The organism is Aequorivita aurantiaca (assembly GCF_030410135.1).
Lineage (GTDB): Bacteria > Bacteroidota > Bacteroidia > Flavobacteriales > Flavobacteriaceae > Aequorivita > Aequorivita aurantiaca.
In genome coordinates this window covers 196,014-214,929 of sequence record NZ_JAUGQQ010000003.1, presented here as the reverse complement: position 1 = coordinate 214,929, position 18,916 = coordinate 196,014, and the positions used below count along the sequence as shown (strand labels likewise).

General features: G+C 39.2%; 19 protein-coding genes. 15 read left to right on the top strand and 4 right to left on the bottom strand.

The window, feature by feature from the left end; genetic code table 11:
* Positions 1-22: 22 nt before the first annotated feature.
* The 14 genes from QRD02_RS06725 (at position 23) to QRD02_RS06660 (ending at position 14,046) form a co-directional block, all read left to right on the top strand.
* Complete coding sequence (locus tag QRD02_RS06725) at positions 23-565, top strand: NADPH-dependent FMN reductase (RefSeq protein ID WP_290254165.1); 543 nt, start codon at positions 23-25, stop codon at positions 563-565.
* Positions 565-1,866, top strand: coding sequence for an anthranilate synthase component I family protein (locus QRD02_RS06720; protein WP_290254164.1), 1,302 nt, complete (start codon positions 565-567; stop codon positions 1,864-1,866). Before QRD02_RS06725 ends, QRD02_RS06720 begins: the two co-directional genes overlap by 1 nt.
* Before the next feature lie 102 nt (positions 1,867-1,968).
* On the top strand, positions 1,969-2,661 hold the full coding sequence (locus QRD02_RS06715; protein WP_290254163.1) for a fumarate hydratase: 693 nt from the start codon (positions 1,969-1,971) through the stop codon (positions 2,659-2,661).
* On the top strand, positions 2,661-3,365 hold the full coding sequence (locus QRD02_RS06710; protein WP_290254162.1) for a DUF3307 domain-containing protein: 705 nt from the start codon (positions 2,661-2,663) through the stop codon (positions 3,363-3,365). The genes QRD02_RS06715 and QRD02_RS06710 overlap by 1 nt, the downstream gene beginning before the upstream one ends.
* A gap of 12 nt (positions 3,366-3,377) precedes the next feature.
* Entirely contained in the window at positions 3,378-4,691 is a 1,314-nt protein-coding gene (gene tilS / locus QRD02_RS06705) for a tRNA lysidine(34) synthetase TilS (protein WP_290254161.1), read from the top strand.
* Positions 4,692-4,924: 233 nt separating this feature from the next.
* Positions 4,925-5,908, top strand: coding sequence for a 6-phosphofructokinase (pfkA, locus tag QRD02_RS06700; RefSeq protein ID WP_290254160.1), 984 nt, complete (start codon positions 4,925-4,927; stop codon positions 5,906-5,908).
* Positions 5,909-5,931: 23 nt separating this feature from the next.
* Complete coding sequence (gene gap / locus QRD02_RS06695; protein WP_290254159.1) at positions 5,932-6,930, top strand: type I glyceraldehyde-3-phosphate dehydrogenase; 999 nt, start codon at positions 5,932-5,934, stop codon at positions 6,928-6,930.
* Between the two features lie 3 nt (positions 6,931-6,933).
* Positions 6,934-7,809: a BadF/BadG/BcrA/BcrD ATPase family protein gene (locus QRD02_RS06690; protein ID WP_290254158.1), complete on the top strand. Its 876-nt coding sequence runs from the start codon at positions 6,934-6,936 to the stop codon at positions 7,807-7,809.
* Between the two features lie 86 nt (positions 7,810-7,895).
* On the top strand, positions 7,896-9,470 hold the full coding sequence (gene pgi, locus QRD02_RS06685) for a glucose-6-phosphate isomerase (protein WP_290254157.1): 1,575 nt from the start codon (positions 7,896-7,898) through the stop codon (positions 9,468-9,470).
* A gap of 78 nt (positions 9,471-9,548) precedes the next feature.
* Positions 9,549-11,090 (top strand): YifB family Mg chelatase-like AAA ATPase, encoded by a 1,542-nt coding sequence (locus tag QRD02_RS06680; protein WP_290254156.1) that lies wholly within the window; start codon positions 9,549-9,551, stop codon positions 11,088-11,090.
* 474 nt (positions 11,091-11,564) lie between these two features.
* The gene (locus QRD02_RS06675) at positions 11,565-11,915 is read left to right on the top strand and encodes a hypothetical protein (protein ID WP_290254155.1); all 351 of its coding nucleotides are present in this window, start codon (positions 11,565-11,567) and stop codon (positions 11,913-11,915) included.
* 3 nt (positions 11,916-11,918) lie between these two features.
* A complete protein-coding gene (locus QRD02_RS06670) occupies positions 11,919-12,644 on the top strand; it encodes a hypothetical protein (RefSeq protein WP_290254154.1) in 726 nt (241 codons plus the stop codon).
* Positions 12,614-13,393, top strand: coding sequence for a sensor histidine kinase (locus tag QRD02_RS06665; protein WP_290254153.1), 780 nt, complete (start codon positions 12,614-12,616; stop codon positions 13,391-13,393). Before QRD02_RS06670 ends, QRD02_RS06665 begins: the two co-directional genes overlap by 31 nt.
* The gene (locus QRD02_RS06660; RefSeq protein WP_290254152.1) at positions 13,393-14,046 is read left to right on the top strand and encodes a response regulator transcription factor; all 654 of its coding nucleotides are present in this window, start codon (positions 13,393-13,395) and stop codon (positions 14,044-14,046) included. Before QRD02_RS06665 ends, QRD02_RS06660 begins: the two co-directional genes overlap by 1 nt.
* Here QRD02_RS06660 and QRD02_RS06655 read toward each other — a convergent pair.
* Together QRD02_RS06655 and panB are read right to left on the bottom strand one after the other, a co-directional pair.
* Complete coding sequence (locus QRD02_RS06655) at positions 14,043-14,675, bottom strand: RluA family pseudouridine synthase (RefSeq protein ID WP_290254151.1); 633 nt, start codon at positions 14,673-14,675, stop codon at positions 14,043-14,045. The genes QRD02_RS06660 and QRD02_RS06655 overlap by 4 nt on opposite strands.
* Before the next feature lie 130 nt (positions 14,676-14,805).
* Positions 14,806-15,624, bottom strand: a complete 819-nt coding sequence (gene panB, locus QRD02_RS06650; RefSeq protein ID WP_290254150.1) for a 3-methyl-2-oxobutanoate hydroxymethyltransferase — start codon at positions 15,622-15,624, stop codon at positions 14,806-14,808.
* Between the two features lie 70 nt (positions 15,625-15,694).
* Here panB and QRD02_RS06645 point away from each other — a divergent pair, with 70 nt between their 5' ends.
* Positions 15,695-16,159, top strand: a complete 465-nt coding sequence (locus tag QRD02_RS06645; RefSeq protein WP_290254149.1) for a nuclear transport factor 2 family protein — start codon at positions 15,695-15,697, stop codon at positions 16,157-16,159.
* Here QRD02_RS06645 and QRD02_RS06640 read toward each other — a convergent pair whose 3' ends face one another.
* Positions 16,160-17,584, bottom strand: a complete 1,425-nt coding sequence (locus tag QRD02_RS06640) for an L-serine ammonia-lyase (RefSeq protein WP_290254148.1) — start codon at positions 17,582-17,584, stop codon at positions 16,160-16,162. It abuts the gene before it with no gap.
* Between the two features lie 92 nt (positions 17,585-17,676).
* Positions 17,677-18,894, bottom strand: a complete 1,218-nt coding sequence (gene dinB / locus QRD02_RS06635; RefSeq protein WP_290254147.1) for a DNA polymerase IV — start codon at positions 18,892-18,894, stop codon at positions 17,677-17,679.
* Positions 18,895-18,916: the final 22 nt, after the last annotated feature.

The following is an 18,916-nucleotide window of genomic DNA, read 5'->3' as shown; positions in this document are numbered from 1 at the left end:
GCTGTTTCAATAACTTTGACAGATGAAAAAAATAGTGTGTTTTGCAGGCAGTAATAGCAGTCAATCAATTAACCAAACATTAATCAACTTTGCCGCTAGCCAAATAGCAACTCACAAAATTGAAATTATTAGGCTAAAGGATTTTGAACTTCCAGTTTTCAGTGAAGATATAGAACGGGAAACGGGCTATAGTCCCGCTTTAAGGCTGCTGCACAGTAAAATTAGAGATGCCGATGCGCTTATTATTTCAGTAAATGAACATAACGGAATGATTTCCGCATTCTTCAAAAACATTCTCGATTGGCTTTCAAGGCTGGATATTAGTTTTCTTTCTGGAAAAAAACTACTATTAATGAGCACTTCCAATGGAAAAAGAGGGGCTGCTTCTGCATTGGAATATACCAGCCGTTTGCTTCCCAAATTTGGAGGCATCGTAACGGAAAGTTTCAGTTTTCCCGCTTTCTCACATAATTTTTCAAAGGAAACCCAATCCATTTCAAATGAGATCCTGTCTTTGGGATTTACGGACGTTATCCAAAACTTTGTACATCAAATTGAAAAATAATGCGAACCGTAAAGGTATTTTCCTTCCCTTTAACCGATAAATCAAAAAATGCTATTCTCCAATGGTCTCGGCAATTTTCCGAAGTTGTGTGGCTGGATGGCAACAACTACTCAACTAAGCACTGTACCTTTCAGGCTGTTCTTGCTGTTGATGCCTTTACCGCATTGAAAACTGATAGCCACAATGCTTTTCAGCAACTTCACGAATATCAATCCATGACCGCAGATTGGATTTTTGGATATGTATCCTATGATCTGAAAAATGATGTGGAAAATCTTCATTCCAATAACTTTGATGGTCTCAATTTTCCAGACCTTTATTTTTTTCAACCCAAGAAGCTTTTTCTTTTTTATGATGATTGCGTTGAAGTACATTATCTGAATATGGTGAGCGATGAAATGGATGCTGATTTAAAACTTATCACTGAACCAAGCATACAAGCCGAAAAATCAGAACCTTTAAAACCTTTGAATATACAAAGCCGAACATCGCGGGAAAGCTATATTCAAAAGGTGGAAAATGTGCTGGAACATATAAGACGGGGGAATATTTATGAGGTGAACATATGTCAGGAATTTTTTTGCGAGGAGGTCCACATCAATCCCTTGGAAACTTTTATTGAGCTCAACAGAATATCAAAACCTCCTTTTTCAACTTTTCTTCAGTTTGACCATCTTTATGTTCTTTGCGCTTCGCCTGAGCGCTATATAAAAAAATTAGGTCATTCGGTCATTTCGCAGCCTATAAAAGGGACCGCAAAACGTTCAAAAGTTATTACGGACGATTTAAAATTGGCTCAGGCCTTGGCCGGCGACCCCAAAGAACGAAGCGAAAATATAATGATCACAGATCTTGTTCGCAACGATCTTTCCCGAATTGCCGAAAAGGGCAGTGTTTCCGTGCTGGAACTTTGCAGTCTCTATACTTTTGAACAAGTTCATCAATTGATTTCCACTGTTCACTGCAGCGTTTCCGAGAACACACCCAGCGTGGAAATATTAAAACAAACTTTTCCTATGGGTAGCATGACGGGCGCTCCAAAAATTGCGGCCATGCAAATTATTGAAGAAACGGAGGATGCCAAAAGAGGAATTTATAGTGGATCAATTGGTTATTTTTCACCCGCATCCGATTTCGATTTTAATGTGGTTATCAGAAGTATTCTTTATAATTCCGATAATCAATATATAAGCTTCTCCGTTGGTAGCGCTATTACTATAAATTCAACACCCGAAAAGGAATATGAAGAATGTTTATTGAAAGCCCAAGCTATGCGTCAAGTATTAAAAGGTTTTTATTAGGGTTAATACTTATAAATCTTATTTATTAGTGTTTAAGCTAATAAAGTTCTTTTATTAGTCAAAAAGCTAATAAAATCGTATATTTGAAAAAAATTTAAAGCATTGAAATATTCTGTCATCTCCGGAGATATTGTTTCTTCAACAGGTCTGCCTACTCAGGACAGAACCTTTGTAGAAGAAAAATTAAATGATTTACTCCAAAATTTAAAGGAGGAATTCAACGTTTACGGTCGAATAATAAAAGGAGATTACATTGAATGTGTTGTTCCGGATGCTTCGCAGGGATTACAGGTGGCGTTGGCTATAAAAAGTTTTGTAAAGGCGATTCCCATTAAAACAGCGGCTAATAAGAGTAATGATAATCGGATAAAACAATTCAAAACCCACGGAATAAGGTTGGCAATAGGCTATGGCGAATTAAGCCGATATAAACCGGAAGAAGGCATAATCGATGGGGTGGCAATTTATCTTTCAGGTCGCGAAATTAGTGGCGAAAAAACCTATAACAAAGAAAGAATAGTAATAAAGAATACTCTGTTTTTCGCTTCGGAAGATGAAAAATTGAACAGAAATTTTCAACCATTGTTGGCACTTTTGGATGTATTGATAAGCAAGGCAACATCACGGCAGTGCGAGGTTTTGTTCCTAAAACTGATGAACAACCAAGAGGACGAAATAGCCCAACGCCTAGGCATTGGACAATCTGCCGTCAATCAACATTCCACCAGTGTAGGGTGGAATGCAATTGAAGAGGCCGTTAATTATTATAAATTCATAATTTCAAAAGAAGCATAATGGGTTTAAAAGAATTATTACTTCTACAATTTATTGCGCATTTGTGCCTAGACTACTTTTTTCAGACCGGAAAATTGGCAAAACAAAAAAATTCGGCAGGTTTTAAAAGTCCTTTTTTGTATTGGCATGCCCTTGTGTGCTTTGCGCTATCTTGGCTGTTTTCCCTTCAGCTTAATTTCGTCCTGGCTGCCACAATTATAGCATCAACCCATTTTTTGATTGACGGTTTTAAAAGATTTTTGATCAATAACAAAACCCTTGGTCGGTACGCATTTTTTATAGATCAAGCCGTTCATTTACTAGTCATACTAGTTGTTGTGATTCTCTTCAATAAATGGTATGGGATTGATCCAAATTTCAATATTCAAATAAACTTCAAGTATTTGCTGATTATGACTGCCTATTTAATTTGTCTAAAACCAGCCAATATTTTTATAAAGGAAGTATTCCTAGCTACGGAAATTCAAGTTACCAGCGATAATGAAATGCCAAATGCCGGTAAAGTAATAGGTGTGTTGGAGCGGCTTTTAACGCTCACCCTTATCATCGTTTCACAGTATTCTGCCGTTGGGTTTTTGATTGCCGCTAAATCCATTCTTCGTTACGGAAACAATGAAACATTGAAAACAGAATACGTGCTTATAGGCACAATGCTGAGCTTCGGGATAGCAGTAATTGCTGGAATCTTGATTAACTTATTTTAAAAAGAACAACGTTTGCAAGCGAAATTTAATAACCAAATAAAACAAAATTTTTCATTTTTATTGGGGAAAAAACTGCTCATTGCCTGCAGTGGAGGGCTTGACAGTGTTGTTTTGACACATTTGATGAAAAACTTAAATCCTCAAATTGCATTGGTGCATTGTAATTTTTCATTACGCGATGCGGAAAGTGATGACGATGAAAAGTTTGTAGTGGGTTTGGCAAACAATCTTTCAATTCCCGTTTTCACAGAAACTTTTGACACAATAAAATTTGCGGCAGAACACAAAATTTCAACCCAAATGGCCGCCCGTGAACTTCGATACAACTGGTTTGACGAATTAATTTCTGAATATGAATATGATTATCTGCTGACAGCCCATCATTTGGACGACAATTTGGAAACCTTTCTCATCAACTTTGGACGAGGCACAGGATTATCCGGATTGACCGGAATTCCCATTGTCCACAATAAAATAATTAGGCCTCTTTTAAATTTTTCTCGCGAAGAAATTTTGCAATTCGCGGTTGATCGCAATTATGAATGGCGTGAGGACAGCAGCAATAAAAAGACGGATTATCTTCGAAATAAGCTACGATTACAGGTTGTGCCACAATTAAAGGAAACCAATGAGGCGCTTTTAAAAAATTTTCAGAAAACGCAACGCAACTTGCTGGCTTCACAAAATTTAATTGAAGATTATATGCTTATAGTCTTTAATTTAACGGTTACGCAGGTGGAAGAATCGTATAAAATTGATGTCGAAAAAATCAAGCAATTGCCACATACGGAGGCTCTGCTTTATGAACTATTGCACGGGTTCGGATTTACGGAATGGGATGATGTTTCAAATTTATTGTACGCCCAAACGGGTAAAAAACTATTGTCAACGACACATCAACTTCTAAAAAATCGGAATACTTTATTGCTCACCAAAATCGCGAACGAAAAGACCTCCGAAGAATTTTTAATTACCGAACTGGGGAGTGAAACCCCCATAAAATTAGAAATAAAACCAACTAAAGATATAAGTGAAATAGGAAAACACATAATTTACGTTGCCTCAGAAAAATTAAAGTTTCCTTTAATTCTCAGAAAGTGGAGAAAAGGCGATAGCTTTATTCCTTTTGGGATGACTGGCAGGAAGAAATTGAGTAAATTTTTTAAGGACGAAAGGCTATCATTGAATGAAAAGGAAAAAATCTGGTTGCTCATTAGCGAGCAAAAAATTGTTTGGGTAGTAGGCTACCGAATGGATGAGAGCTTTAAAGTAACCGATAAAACAAACCAAATATTAAAGATTACCTTCACAAATGAGAGGGTATAAAAAAAGAATCCCGGCCATTGGCCGGAATTCTTTAACAAACCTAACTTAGTAAACTTTAATGTGCACTAATAATATTTTCTATCCCCACAAAAAATATTGCTTTGTGCATTTATCCACTAATTCTATGATTCAAATATATATCAGTTCTTAAATTTCCACAATACGTACTTACACGTATTTTTTCTGAAAAAAATCTTTTTGAAGAATAAACAATAATAGTAACTTTCAAATCTATGAAAATACTTAAAAAAATAGGAGTATTAACAAGTGGTGGCGATGCGCCCGGAATGAATGCAGCTATACGTGCCGTGGTCAGATCGTGCGCCTATCACAAGGTAGATTGTGTGGGAGTTTATCGAGGACTTCAAGGGTTGATTGAAGGTGATTTCAAGGAATTGGATGCCCGTTCGGTAAAAAACATTATCAATCGTGGCGGAACTTTTCTTAAATCCGCCCGCTCAAAAGAATTTAGAACAGCGGCCGGTAGAAAAAAAGCCTTTAATAATCTTCAAAGCGAAAATATTGATGCCTTGGTCGTTATCGGTGGCGACGGAACGTTTGCAGGGGCATCTCGCTTCGCTGAGGAATTTAACTTTCCCATTGTAGGCATACCCGGCACCATTGACAACGACATTCACGGCACGGATTATACAATAGGTTATGACACAGCCTTAAACACGGTTGTTGAAGCCATTGATAAAATACGTGACACTGCAAATTCACACAATCGTCTATTTTTGGTGGAAGTTATGGGGCGCGATGCGGGTGATATTGCGCTAAACGCTGGAATTGGAGCCGGTGCGGAAGAAATTCTTATCCCAGAACAGAACATGGGTCGTGAACGCTTGCTTGAATCCTTAAGCCGAAGCAAAAAATCCGGAAAAACTTCCAGTATCGTTGTCATTTCAGAAGGCGATAAAAGCGGAAAAAACATTTTTGAATTGGCCCAATATATTGAAGAAAATCTGACCGAATATGAAGTTAGGGTTACGGTTCTTGGTCACATTCAGCGCGGGGGTTCGCCCAGTTGTTATGATCGGGTGCTAGCAAGCCGTTTGGGAGTGGGCGCAATTGATGCAATTTTGAGGGGGGAAACAAATGTAATGATAGGAATAGTTCACAATAAAGTAGTTTCTGTTCCTTTTTCAGAAACGATTACTGGTAATGTTGAAATGGACAAGGAGCTAATTCGCGTGGCAGATATCATTTCAATATAATTACTTAAAATAAAAACATATAAATGAAAACAAAAATAGGAATTAATGGCTTCGGCCGAATAGGACGGATTGCCTTTCGCATTGCCGCACAAAGAGAGGATATTGAAATTGTAGCCGTAAACGATTTATTGGATGTTGAGCACCTCGCATATCTATTAAAATATGATTCCGTACACGGAAAGTATCCCGGTACAATCAAAACGGAGGAAGGAAACTTGATTGTAGATGGTAAAAAAATAAGAGTGACTTCCGAGAAAAATCCGGAAAACCTTAAATGGAAAGAAGCGAACGCAAAGATAATTATTGATTGCACCGGAATTTTTAAGGAAATGGATACCGCTTCGGCACATTTGAAAGCGGGCGCGGAAAAAGTTATAATTTCCGCTCCCTCCAAAACTGCTCCTATGTTCGTTATGGGTGTTAATCATAACGAAGTGAAGCCAAACGATACAATAATTTCGAACGCTTCCTGCACCACAAATTGCCTCGCGCCAATGGCAAAAATTATCCATGATGAATATGAAATTGTTGAAGCGCTTATGACCACCGTTCATTCCGTAACAGCTTCCCAATCAACAGTGGATCAACCCTCCAAAAAGAACTATAGAATGGGTCGTGCTGCCATAAATAATATCATTCCCACAACTACTGGCGCCGCGGTTGCAGTAACTAAGGTTATTCCCGAATTGAAGGGAAAATTGACCGGAATGGCTTTTCGCGTACCAACTGCTGATGTTTCTGTAGTTGATTTAACCGTCCGAACCAAAAAATCCGCCACATATGCTGATATTAAAGCGCTCTTCAAAAATGCTTCTGAAAATGAATATCACGGAATCGTAAACTATACTGAGGATCCTGTAGTTTCACAAGATTTTGTGACCGATCCACATATTTGTACTTTTGACGCTAATGCCGGCATAGCGCTAAACGAAAATTTCTTTAAGTTAGTTGCCTGGTATGATAATGAATATGGCTATTCCGCAAAACTTGTAGATCTGGCCGCTCACGTTGCAACTCTATAGCTAATGACCTTAATAATCGATGGTGGCTCTACAAAATGTGATTGGGTTCTGTTGGATAATTCTAGTAAAATTATCTTTAAAACAGCCACTTTAGGCTTGAATCCAACCGTCATTCCAAAGGAGGAAATGCAGCAACGTATTTCTGAAAACATAACTTTGAAAAATGTTTTTGACACTGTGGAAGTTCTCGATTTCTATGGCGCCGGCTGTGGTACTCCGACCCCACGAAATATTTTGAAGGTAGTTTTGGAAGAAATTTTCTTGAATGCCAAAATTAGCGTCTACGAAGATATGACTGCCGCCGTTTACGCCACAACCACCAAGCCTGGAATTGTCTGTATTTTGGGCACCGGAAGCAACAGTTGCTATTTTGACGGAAAAAATATACATACCCCAATAGCCTCATTGGGGTTTATTTTAATGGATGAGGCCAGCGGAAATTATTTCGGAAAAAGATTAATTCGTGATTATTATTATCGTAAAATGCCGTCAGGACTAGCTTTGGAATTTGAGAAAATTTACAATCTTGAAGCGGACGATATAAAAATGAATCTTTACAAAAAAGCAAATCCCAATGCATATTTGGCATCTTTTGCGCAGTTCATTTTTAATAATAATTCCCGTGTCAAGACAATGAACTCCTATTTTTATAAGCTCATAAAAGAAGGTATCTCGATTTTTATCGAAAATAGAATTGTCTGTTATGAACAGGCGCATCACGTCCCGATACATTTTATAGGTTCCATCGCCCATTTTTCAAAGGAAATAATTCAGGAATGTTTTTCAGAGAAGAATCTTACGCTCGGCAATATTGTGCAAAGGCCTATTGATGGCTTAATTGATTATTATCGACTGAAAATTCCAAAGGAAATTCAATGAAATTAAAAAAATTAAGTTTTTGAAAATCGAAATTCGACCAAAAACGGAAATATCATTACATTCAAAAAATCTATCAAAAATTAAAAATGTCCTTACCCGCAATAAATCCTACGAAAACTGAAGCTTGGAAAGCACTTGAAATGCATTTTCAGGAAATCCAAACGCAAGAAATGCAGGAAATTTTTTCAGAGGATTTTCTTCGCGCAGATCGTTTTAGTATTGAATGGAATAATTTTTATGTTGATTATTCAAAAAATCGAATTAATGAGAAAACTATATCCTTGTTGCTCGCGCTTGCCAATGAGGTAAAATTGAAAGATGCCATAAACCAACAATTTTTTGGAGAGAAAATAAATCAAACTGAAAATCGTGCCGTTTTGCACACGGCCTTGCGGGATTTCGATAATATGAAACCGGAGGTAAAGGAAACCCTCAACAAAATGAAGTCTTTTTCCGAAGCGATTATCAATGGCAATCACGCTGGTTTCACGGGAAAAAAAATAACCGACATTGTTAACGTAGGAATTGGCGGCAGTCATTTGGGTCCAGAAATGATTTCGGAAGCGCTTCATTTCTATAGAAACCATCTCAAAACCCATTTCATTGCCAATATTGATGGCGATGATGTTGTGGAGAAACTCAAAACCCTCAATCCGGAAACAACTATTTTCATTATCGTATCCAAAAGCTTTTCAACACAGGAAACCATCGCAAATGCGAATGTGGTAAAAACTTGGTTTCTTCAACAGGGGAATGAAAGTGATCTGCAAAAACATTTCGTTGCTGTCTCGACAAATGAAAAAGGTGCGAGGGAATTTGGTATCTCCCAAAATAACATTTTTCCAATGGACGATTGGGTCGGAGGTCGATTTTCACTGTGGAGCTCAGTTGGATTATCAATTTGCTGCGCTTTAGGGTATAAAAATTTTGAGGCACTTTTAAAAGGTGCTTTTGAAATGGATAAGCATTTCAGAAATGAGGAATTTAACAAAAACATTCCCGTAATTTTCGGCCTTCTTTCAGTTTGGTACAACAATTTTTTTAAAGCTGAAAGTGAAGCCGTCGTGGCATATTCTCAATATTTGCACAAACTTGTTCCTTATTTGCAGCAAGCATTTATGGAGAGCAACGGAAAAAGTGTAGACCGAAATGGTAATAAAATTGAATATCAAACCGGAAATATTGTTTGGGGAAATGTGGGCAGCAATTCCCAGCACGCCTATTTCCAACTTTTGCACCAAGGCACAAAATTGATTCCGACGGACTTTATTGGTTTTTCAAAATCTCTCCATGGCAACAACAAGAACCATTTTATTTTGATGGCTAATTTTTTTGCGCAAACGGAGGCATTATGGGGAGGAACCCACAATAAAAAAGTTGATAACTCCTTTAAATCATTTGAAGGAAACAAACCGTCAAACACCATTTTAATTGAAGAATTGACTCCGGAAAACTTAGGGAGTCTTGTGGCATTGTATGAGCACAAACTCTTTGTGCAAGGCATCATTTGGAATATTTTCAGTTATGACCAATGGGGTGTGGAGCTCGGAAAAAATGTTGCAAAAGAAACGCTGTCAGCAATTGAGAATGGCGATACTTCAGAAATTAAAAATAATTCAACCCAAAAGTTAATTGCCAAGTTTTTAAAAAATAGAACATAATCTTCAGGCTTACAACGCGCAACTTATAACTTTTTCATATCTTTCCCTTGTAAACTCCCCGTTTATAACAATCATTTTATGCTTACAAAAGTCTATGGAAGTGCTGTTTTTGGGGTGGAAGCTACTACAATTACGGTGGAAGTAAATGTTGATTCCGGAATTGGATATCACTTGGTGGGTCTTCCGGATAATGCCATCCGCGAGAGCAATTACCGCATTGCTGCCGCACTTCAAAACAACGGTTACAAAATTCCCGGAAAAAAATTGATTTTGAATATGTCGCCCGCCGATCTGCGGAAGGAGGGCTCTGCGTATGATCTTACATTGGCGATGGGAATTCTCGTCGCCACAGAACAGATTGAAGAGCAAAATCCCCTGTCGGAATATATTATTATGGGTGAACTTTCATTGGATGGAAATCTGCAGCCCATTCGCGGCGCGTTGCCTATTTCCATAAAAGCCAAGGAAGAAGGCTTTAAAGGGTTTATTCTTCCAAAACAAAACGCTAAAGAGGCTGCCATTGTTGAGGGAATTGATGTTTTTGGAATTGAGAATATAAAAGAAGTAATCGATTTTTTCAACGAAAATATTCCCTTGGAAAAAACCGAGGTGGACATGAATGCTGAATTTTATGAGCATTTGGAGCATCCCGAATTCGATTTTGCCGATGTGAAAGGACAGGAATCAATAAAAAGATGTATGGAAATTGCGGCTGCTGGCGGCCACAACATAATTTTGATAGGCCCGCCTGGGTCGGGAAAAACGATGCTCGCCAAAAGACTCCCGAGCATATTACCGCCGATGACTTTGCAGGAAAGTTTGGAAACCACAAAAATCCACAGTGTCGCCGGGCGCACGATGGAAAAAGGCGGAATTATGACTTCGCGGCCTTTCCGAAGCCCCCATCACACTATAAGCGACGTTGCTTTGGTTGGCGGCGGGCAATATCCACAGCCCGGCGAAATAAGTTTGGCGCACAACGGCGTACTTTTTTTGGATGAATTGCCTGAATTTAAACGCGGCGTTTTGGAAGTAATGCGACAACCGCTCGAAGATCGGGATGTGACAATTTCCCGCGCAAAATTTACCGTTACCTACCCTTCTAGTTTTATGCTCGTTGCAAGTATGAACCCAAGTCCGGGAGGGTATTTCAACGATCCCGATGCCCCAGTGATGTCTTCGCCTGCTGAAATGCAACGCTATTTGAGCAAAATTTCAGGCCCACTTTTGGACCGAATTGATATTCATATTGAAGTAACACCCGTTCCTTTTGAAAAGTTGAGTGAAGAGCGACGTGGCGAAGCCAGCATCATTATTCGAGAACGCGTTACAAACGCCCGAAAAATACAGAGTGAACGGTTTTTGGCTTTTGAAAATATTCACTATAACGCTCAAATGGGTGTGAAGCAAATTCGGGAATTCTGTAAATTGGACGAAGCCTCGCTACAACTTTTAAAAACCGCAATGGAACGGTTGAATCTTTCTGCCCGCGCCTACGATAGAATTTTAAAGGTATCGCGCACGATTGCCGATTTGGAAGCTTCCGAAAGCATAACCGGCAATCACATTTCCGAAGCCATTCAATACAGAAGCTTGGATAGGGATGGGTGGTTCGGGTGATAGTGCAAAAAAATTGTATTATTAAAATTTATCAAAAAAGATACTGCTCAGATTTTTAAGGATGAATTTCAAATACAAAGAACGCATTTCTCCCGAAGACCTTGAATTTACCAAAAATGCAATTATATAATCAAACGCCCTTAGGTTTAAACGCAGGATTCTCTCCTCGGAATGTTGCAGGAAATCAATGGATACGATCTTCCGGTAAATAATGAGGAATAGAAGGAATGCGCAATTGCATTCCTTTTTTTAATTAGGCATTGTCAAATTGTGCAATTTTGGTGGACCCACAATTCAAATATTAAATATCAATATTGTAAAATTACAACTGTTGTAAGAAAAAAATCTTACAGTTATACAGGAAAAACCCTTTTTTATAATAGGATTTTCCCTGTTTATGGTTACTAAAAAGTTCTTATTTAATTGTTTTCGCTACTTTCGTTTCCGAAAATAATCAACTAAACCTTTTCAATTATGTCAAAACCATCAAATTGTATTACTGTTACCGAAGCTAGACAACTGCAGGATAATTGGGTAGCGACACGCGCCGTGGATATTGAACGCGCCATGGGCTCGGTGGATACTCGTGAGTTTTTATTCAGCGTGGCTGAACTTCAGCAATTTTTGGATTATATAAAGGCAGGAACCGGCTTGGGGCCACAGCCCGGCGTTCGCATATATTTCGCGGCCTATGACAGTGCCACGAATGACAAGGCAACTGTATTTTTGGCGCCTACTTTGGGAGTTACTCCGGGTTCACCAAACAATTATAATTTAGAGCCATTAAACCAAGGCGTTAGCGGATTTCCGCCGAAAAATTATTAAATTTTGGGATTCAATGATTTTTTGCTTTACATACTTCCTATTTATATATTGGAGGTTTTAGCTGCTTTAGCGGGCACATACTACTTAAAAAAAACTTCATCACCCTTTAAGAATACTAAATATTTAGTTCAATTTTTATGGCTAACGGTCTTTGTGGAAACTGTGGGCCTCTATTCCCCGGGTGCATATTTTTCAAATTATGAACTTTTTTCTTTTGTAAAGGACACTCCCTTTGCGGAAAATTACTGGTGGTATAATATTTATATACTGGTTAGTTATACCTTCTATATTTTTTATTTCATTTCCTTCGTAAGGAAGGATTATTGGAAAACAATTTTCGGAGTTGCGGTGGGTATATTTTTACTTTCCTCCACTCTAATCTTCATCTTTACCGATATCTTTTTCAAGGGCTATTCGCCCTATGTGAGCATTGCGGGTACAATATTGCTCTTTTTTAGTATCGTTCTGTTTTATTTTGAACTGTTGCGAAGTGATTTGATACTGGCGCTAAAATGGTCCCTTCCCTTTTATATCTCCGTGGGCGTGTTAATGTTCAATTTATGTTTAACCCCGGTGGAATTATTTATTCAATACTATAATCTAAAGGAGGGAAATGAATTATTTGTTACTTTGCGGTCAAATGTATTGTTGTACGGAAACATTTTTATGTATTCCATTTATACTCTTGGTTTTTTAGTATGCTCAAAAAAGAAGAAATCCTCTTATTAGTTTATTTTATAACTATCATATTTCTTCTGGTTTTATTTGTTGTTATTTTTTTTATTGCCTTCCAAAGAAGAAAGAACAAATTTCTAAATGAACGCTACGAAGCCGAAAGGCGCTATCAAAGAGAATTGGCCGATTCACAGATAGAAATTCAGGAACAAACCTTAAAAAACATAGCCTGGGAACTACATGACAACGTGGGCCAGCTGCTTTCCGTGGCCAACATACAGCTAAATGTTTTGATGAATGCGACTCCGGAAATTTACCACGGACAAATAAAGGAAACTAAAGGTGTGGTTCAGGAAACCGTACAGGAAATTCGCTCGCTTTCCAAAGTGCTCAATAATGATGTGGTTTTAAAGAACGGCCTTCTAAAATCCATACAAGTGGAGTTGGATCGCTTCAACCGCCTGGATTATCTAAAAGCTTCCTGTGAAATTACCGGAGATATCGTGCCCCTCAACAATGCCAATGAAATAATTGTATTTAGGATTCTTCAGGAATTTCTCTCAAATGTCATTAAACATGCCAAGGCCTCTACATTATTGGTACATTTAGATTATAAAGAAAATTTTCTTGAAATAACTGCCACCGATGATGGGGTTGGTTTTGACACCTCGCAGCAGACCGACAGTTCAGGAATGGAGACCATGAAAAGCAGGGCCGAACTGCTGAATGCCGAATTTTCATTATCTTCAGAAAAAGGAAGCGGCACGAAACTGCATATAAAATATCCTTATAAAAATCATTAATGTTTGAGGAACCAAAACATACCATCGCCATTGTTGATGATCATTCCCTTTTTGCCGGTTCGTTGGAGAAGCTGATCAACTCATTCGCAAATTTTCAGGTTCTTTTTCACGCAAAAAATGGTTTGGAATTGCAGGAGCGATTTAAAAGGGAAACCATTTTACCGGATGTCGTTTTGCTCGATATCAACATGCCGGTAATGGATGGTTTTGAAACCGCGGAATGGTTAATGGTGAACCACCCAAAAATCAAGACCTTGGCCCTTACAATGGAAGATGACGAACAGAAAATCCTGAAAATGTTGCGCAAAGGCGCAAAAGGATATTTGCTGAAAGACATTCACCCGGAAATTCTCAATCACGCCTTGGAAGAATTGATGGAAAAAGGATTTTATCATTCCGAAAAAGTTTCAGACACACTATTGCACAGCGTAACACCGGACGAAGAAATGGCGTTGATTGATTTACGGGAAAACGAACTCACTTTTATTCAGCTGGCTTGCTCTGAAATGACTTATAAAGAAATCGCCGATATTATGGGATTAAGTCCAAAAACCATTGATGGTTACAGACACGATCTTTTTTCACGATTAAAAATCAAAAACAGGGTCGGATTGGTAATATTTGCATTAAAGAAAAATTTGATAAAGCTTTAGTTGCAAGCGTTCCAAATAGTTTCGTGGGGGGGTGGTGCCACAATTGTAATTTCTTCTTTTTTAACGGGATGGACCAGCGTCAGCCGTGTGGCGTGAAGATGGATACTGCCATCTGCATTACTTCTGTCAAAACCATATTTTAAGTCACCTTTTATTGGGCAGCCCAGGGCTGAAAGTTGTGCCCTTATTTGATGGTGCCTCCCAGTTTCCAATGAAATTTCCATTAAGTAATAATGCTCTAATTTTTTAAGAAGTTTATAATGAAGAATGGCTTTTTTGCTTTCAGGCACTTCCTTGTTGTGGGCGTAACTTTTGTTCTGTTTCGGATTTCTTTTCAGAAAATGGACAACCGTATCTTCGGGTTTTGGGGGTGGGTTTTTAACGATTGCCCAATATATTTTTTCCGTTTCCCTTTCCGCGAACATTTTGTTCAAACGTGCCAACGCTTTGGAAGTTTTGGCGAAAACCACAAGCCCACTTGTAGGGCGGTCCAACCGATGGACTACTCCTAAAAAAACAGCGCCAGGCTTGTTGTATTTTTCTGCAATATATTCCTTCACTATTTCAGAAAGCGGAGCATCGCCGGTTTTGTCACCTTGCACAATATCACCCGAGCGTTTGTTTACCACAATTAGATGATTGTCCTCAAATAAAATTTGAAGATTCTCCTTTGTAGTATGTTTATGGGATTGTTGGATATTGGATTGTTTGATTATTCGATTATCGGATATGTCTAATTCAATAATCTAAAAATCAGATTTAATATTGTTCATTGTCATTAGGAAAATCACCACTTTTCACATCATTGCTATATTTACTGAAGGCGTTTTTCATTTCCGAGTAAAGATCTAAGTAACGACGAAGAAAACGTGGATTGAATTCGTGGGTCATCCCGATCATATCGTGCGTTACCAAAACCTGCCCGTCAACACCGTTACCCGCACCGATTCCGATTACGGGAATACTGATTCTTTCGGCAACATCCTTAGCAAGTTTCGCGGGCACTTTTTCCAAAACTACGGCAAAACATCCTGTTTTTTCAAGCATAATTGCATCTTGAATTAATTTTTCAGCTTCCTCTTCTTCTTTGGCGCGAACGGTGTATGTTCCAAATTTATAAATGGATTGCGGAGTTAAACCTAAATGGCCCATAACCGGAATTCCTGCATTTAAAATTCGCTTTATGGATTCCTTAATTTCCTTTCCGCCTTCCAGTTTTACCGCGTGTCCACCGCTTTCTTTCATAATTCGAATAGACGAACGTAAAGCTTCCTTTGGGTCACTTTGATAGCTTCCGAATGGCAAATCCACAACCACCAAGCTTCGTTCAATTGCGCGAACTACCGAGGCAGCATGATAAATCATTTGGTCTAAAGTAATGGGAAGGGTAGTTTCATGTCCAGCCATAACGTTGGATGCAGAATCGCCTACTAAGATCACATCTATTCCCGCGCTATCTACGATTTTGGCCATTGTGAAATCATATGCAGTAAGCATAGATATTTTTTCCCCTCTCTTTTTCATATCAACTAATGTTTTGGTAGTGATACGCTTATATTCTTTTTTGGCCGTTGACATATTTTTGAAAATTAAATATAATAATCTGTAAAAATACTACTTTTGATAAGGAACCAATAAATTTTCGAATATGAAATCATTGTTATTAATATTTACATTCGCTCTATCTTCTCTTTGTTTTTCGCAGGAATCGCTTACAAAGGAAAACGGGAAAATAATTGTCGATATTTTCATGGATGCATATCAAGTGGGAGATACGGTTAAAATGAAATCGGTGATGCATCCGTATATGACTATGCAGACTGCTTATTTAAATACGGAACAACAAAATATATTACGAAATGTACGTCCATCGGATTTATTGAAGTATGCGGCCACTACGGCCAAAGCCCAGAAATGGGAGGAACGATTAAAGGATTATGTGGTGCAAAGTGATGGCAACATTGCACATGTTTGGACGCCGTATGAATTTTATATGGAGGGAAAATTTAGCCATTGTGGGGCGAATTCCATTACATTAGTCTATACGGATGACAGTTGGAAAATTTTCAATATTATAGATTCTCGCCGTATTGGCAGTTGTATCAAGGAATAATTAACAATCACTTATATTAACCTGTACCGCCAAGCCGCCCTCGCTGGTTTCTTTATATTTTGAAGTCATATCCTTCGCAGTTTCCCACATGGTAGCAATCACTTTATCGAGTGGAACCTTTGCTTTGCTGGGGTCGCTGTCCAAAGCCATTTCGCAGGCGTTAATAGCTTTTATTGCACCCATTGCATTTCTTTCAATACAAGGTATTTGAACCAAACCGGCAATCGGGTCGCAAGTCATTCCCAAATGGTGTTCCATTGCAATTTCGCTGGCCATCAGGCATTGTTCGGGAGTTCCGCCCATCAACTCGCACAAAGCTCCCGCGGCCATGGATGATGATACGCCAATCTCGGCCTGACAACCGCCCATGGCAGCGGAAATGGTTGCCCCTTTTTTGAAAATACTTCCAATCTCGCCCGAGGTGAGCAAAAATTTACGAACGTCGTCAAAGTTCGCATCGTGATTTTCAATGACCATATAATACATCATAACTGCTGGAATTACTCCGGCACTGCCATTGGTGGGAGCAGTTACAACTCTTCCCAAAGATGCATTTACTTCATTCACGGCAAGGGCAAAACATGAAACCCATTTCAAAATCTGCCGAAACTTTACCTCCGTATTTCTGATGGCGGCAATCCATCCTTCAGCATCTGCGTATTTCTCGTTTCCTATTAAATTCTTATTCATATCGAACGCGCGACGGGTTACATTGAGGCCGCCGGGCAATATTCCCTCGGTATGTGCGCCCACATACATGGAATCTAGCATTACATCCCAAATTTTCTTTAGGCCCTCGTTTATTTCCGCTTCGGTTCTTAGTGATTTTTCGTTTTCGAGAACAATTTCTGAAATACTTTTTCCTTCAGCCTTGCAATATGCCAAGAGTTCGGTTCCCTTTTCTATGGGAAATGGAAATTGGGCGAATTTTTCCAATTTGATTTTTTTTCTAGTGCGCTCTTCCTTTACCGTAAAACCGCCGCCAATGGAATAAAACGAGGATGATTTTTTGGAACCATTTGTGAATGTTGCCGTGAAGGTCATTCCGTTGGGATGGAATTCCAGAAACTTTCGATTGAAAATTATATTTTCCTTTGGCACAAAAGGCACATCGAGCTCATTGTTTAGTTTCAGTTTGTTTTGAGAAGTTATAAAATCAATTTCCTTTTGGATATCTTCTATGGGAAACGTTACGGGATCGAACCCTGTGAGTCCCAACATTACCGCAACATCTGTGGCATGGCCTCTGCCGGTAAGAGAGAGCGAACCGTACAAATCTATGTTAATGGCAACTACATCGTGAAACTGATTTTTTTCCTTCAGTTCGGCGATCCAGCGCAAGGCGGCGCGCCAGGGTCCTAAGGTATGGGAACTCGAAGGCCCCACACCGATTGATAGCATATCAAAAACGCTGATACTTTCCATTTAAATTTATTTTGAAAACAAAGATAGCATCTTATTTAATCATGAATGAGGAATTCAGAATTATGAATTATTATTGAACATTGAACCTTGATTCACCTCCGTCTATTGGGCAACAGCGGCGGCGGCGCACCGGTAAACGGATTCCAACGACCAATGCTTGTCGCCTCCATTCCTGCGGCGCGCATTACGGCTCGGTCGCCAAAACGATCCCGCATTTTATCCATGGCGTGGTATAGATTTATTATTTTTTCATTGTCGTCAAAAAGGTCTATCTGAAAACCGCCCTCCACCAAATGGCTGAACCGAACGCCCACCATACGCACTAAAAGCCTGCGTTGGTACAGTTTCCGGAAAAGTTCTATCACCACCGGAATAATTTTATGGTCTGCGGAACTGTACGGAATTTTTTGCTGCACCGTATAGGTCTGAAAATCGGAATATCGAATCTTGAAGGTTACGCAACCCGTGAGTTTGTTGCCGCGCCGCAATTGGAAAACCAGATTTTCAGCCATCGCAACGATTATTCCCTCCAGTTTTTTTACATCGGTAGTATCGCGGTCAAAACTGCGCTCGGTAGAAATGGACTTTCGTTCGGTATATTGCTCCACCGGCGTATTGTCTATGCCGTTGGCCTTTTGCCAAATGGTCTGCCCGTTTTTTCCAAAAACTTTTGCCATCATTTCCACCGGCATTTCTTGTATGGTTTTTATTTTTTTTATTCCCAGATCGCAGAAAGCGCGGTAGGTTACTTCGCCCACCATCGGGATTTTATTTACGGGTAAAGGCGAAAGAAACGGTTTTTCGGTTCCCTTTAAAATATGGATTTGATTGTTGGGTTTTGCTTCGCCGGTTGCTATTTTCGAAACGGTTTTGTTTATGGAAAGTCCAAAGGAAATGGGCAATCCGGTTTCCTTTATGATGCGCTGCCGCAATTCGGAAGCCAGTTTTTCGCAACCGAAAAATTTATCCATTCCCGTTAAATCGATATAAAATTCATCTACGGAAGATTTTTCGTAGAGCGGTACACTTTCCTTTATAACATCGGTAACGGTATCTGAAAATTTGCTGTAAGTTCCGGCGTCGCCACGAACTACAATCGCTTCGGGGCACAGTTGCCGCGCAAGCTTCATGGGCATTGCGGAATGGATGCCAAACGAACGCGCCTCATAACTGCACGAAGCCACCACGCCACGGTCGCTCGTGCCGCCAATAAGCACAGGTTTCCCAATCAACTTACTGTCGAGCAACCTTTCGCAGGACACGAAAAATGTGTCCAAATCCATGTGTACTATGTTTCTTTTGTCGTTCATTTTTTTAAATTGAAATAAGACG

Excerpts from the sequence above, each read along its gene's own strand:
- pgi (WP_290254157.1), top strand. The coding sequence starts at position 7,896 with ATGTCCTTACCCGCAATAAATCCTACGAAAACTGAAGCTTGGAAAGCA.
- QRD02_RS06640 (WP_290254148.1), bottom strand. The coding sequence starts at position 17,584 with ATGGAAAGTATCAGCGTTTTTGATATGCTATCAATCGGTGTGGGGCCT.
- QRD02_RS06720 (WP_290254164.1), top strand. The coding sequence starts at position 565 with ATGCGAACCGTAAAGGTATTTTCCTTCCCTTTAACCGATAAATCAAAA.
- dinB (WP_290254147.1), bottom strand. The coding sequence starts at position 18,894 with ATGAACGACAAAAGAAACATAGTACACATGGATTTGGACACATTTTTC.
- pfkA (WP_290254160.1), top strand. The coding sequence starts at position 4,925 with ATGAAAATACTTAAAAAAATAGGAGTATTAACAAGTGGTGGCGATGCG.
- QRD02_RS06725 (WP_290254165.1), top strand. The coding sequence starts at position 23 with ATGAAAAAAATAGTGTGTTTTGCAGGCAGTAATAGCAGTCAATCAATT.
- QRD02_RS06660 (WP_290254152.1), top strand. The coding sequence starts at position 13,393 with ATGTTTGAGGAACCAAAACATACCATCGCCATTGTTGATGATCATTCC.
- QRD02_RS06665 (WP_290254153.1), top strand. The coding sequence starts at position 12,614 with ATGCTCAAAAAAGAAGAAATCCTCTTATTAGTTTATTTTATAACTATC.
- gap (WP_290254159.1), top strand. The coding sequence starts at position 5,932 with ATGAAAACAAAAATAGGAATTAATGGCTTCGGCCGAATAGGACGGATT.
- QRD02_RS06645 (WP_290254149.1), top strand. The coding sequence starts at position 15,695 with ATGAAATCATTGTTATTAATATTTACATTCGCTCTATCTTCTCTTTGT.
- QRD02_RS06710 (WP_290254162.1), top strand. The coding sequence starts at position 2,661 with ATGGGTTTAAAAGAATTATTACTTCTACAATTTATTGCGCATTTGTGC.
- QRD02_RS06690 (WP_290254158.1), top strand. The coding sequence starts at position 6,934 with ATGACCTTAATAATCGATGGTGGCTCTACAAAATGTGATTGGGTTCTG.
- panB (WP_290254150.1), bottom strand. The coding sequence starts at position 15,624 with ATGTCAACGGCCAAAAAAGAATATAAGCGTATCACTACCAAAACATTA.
- QRD02_RS06680 (WP_290254156.1), top strand. The coding sequence starts at position 9,549 with ATGCTTACAAAAGTCTATGGAAGTGCTGTTTTTGGGGTGGAAGCTACT.
- QRD02_RS06675 (WP_290254155.1), top strand. The coding sequence starts at position 11,565 with ATGTCAAAACCATCAAATTGTATTACTGTTACCGAAGCTAGACAACTG.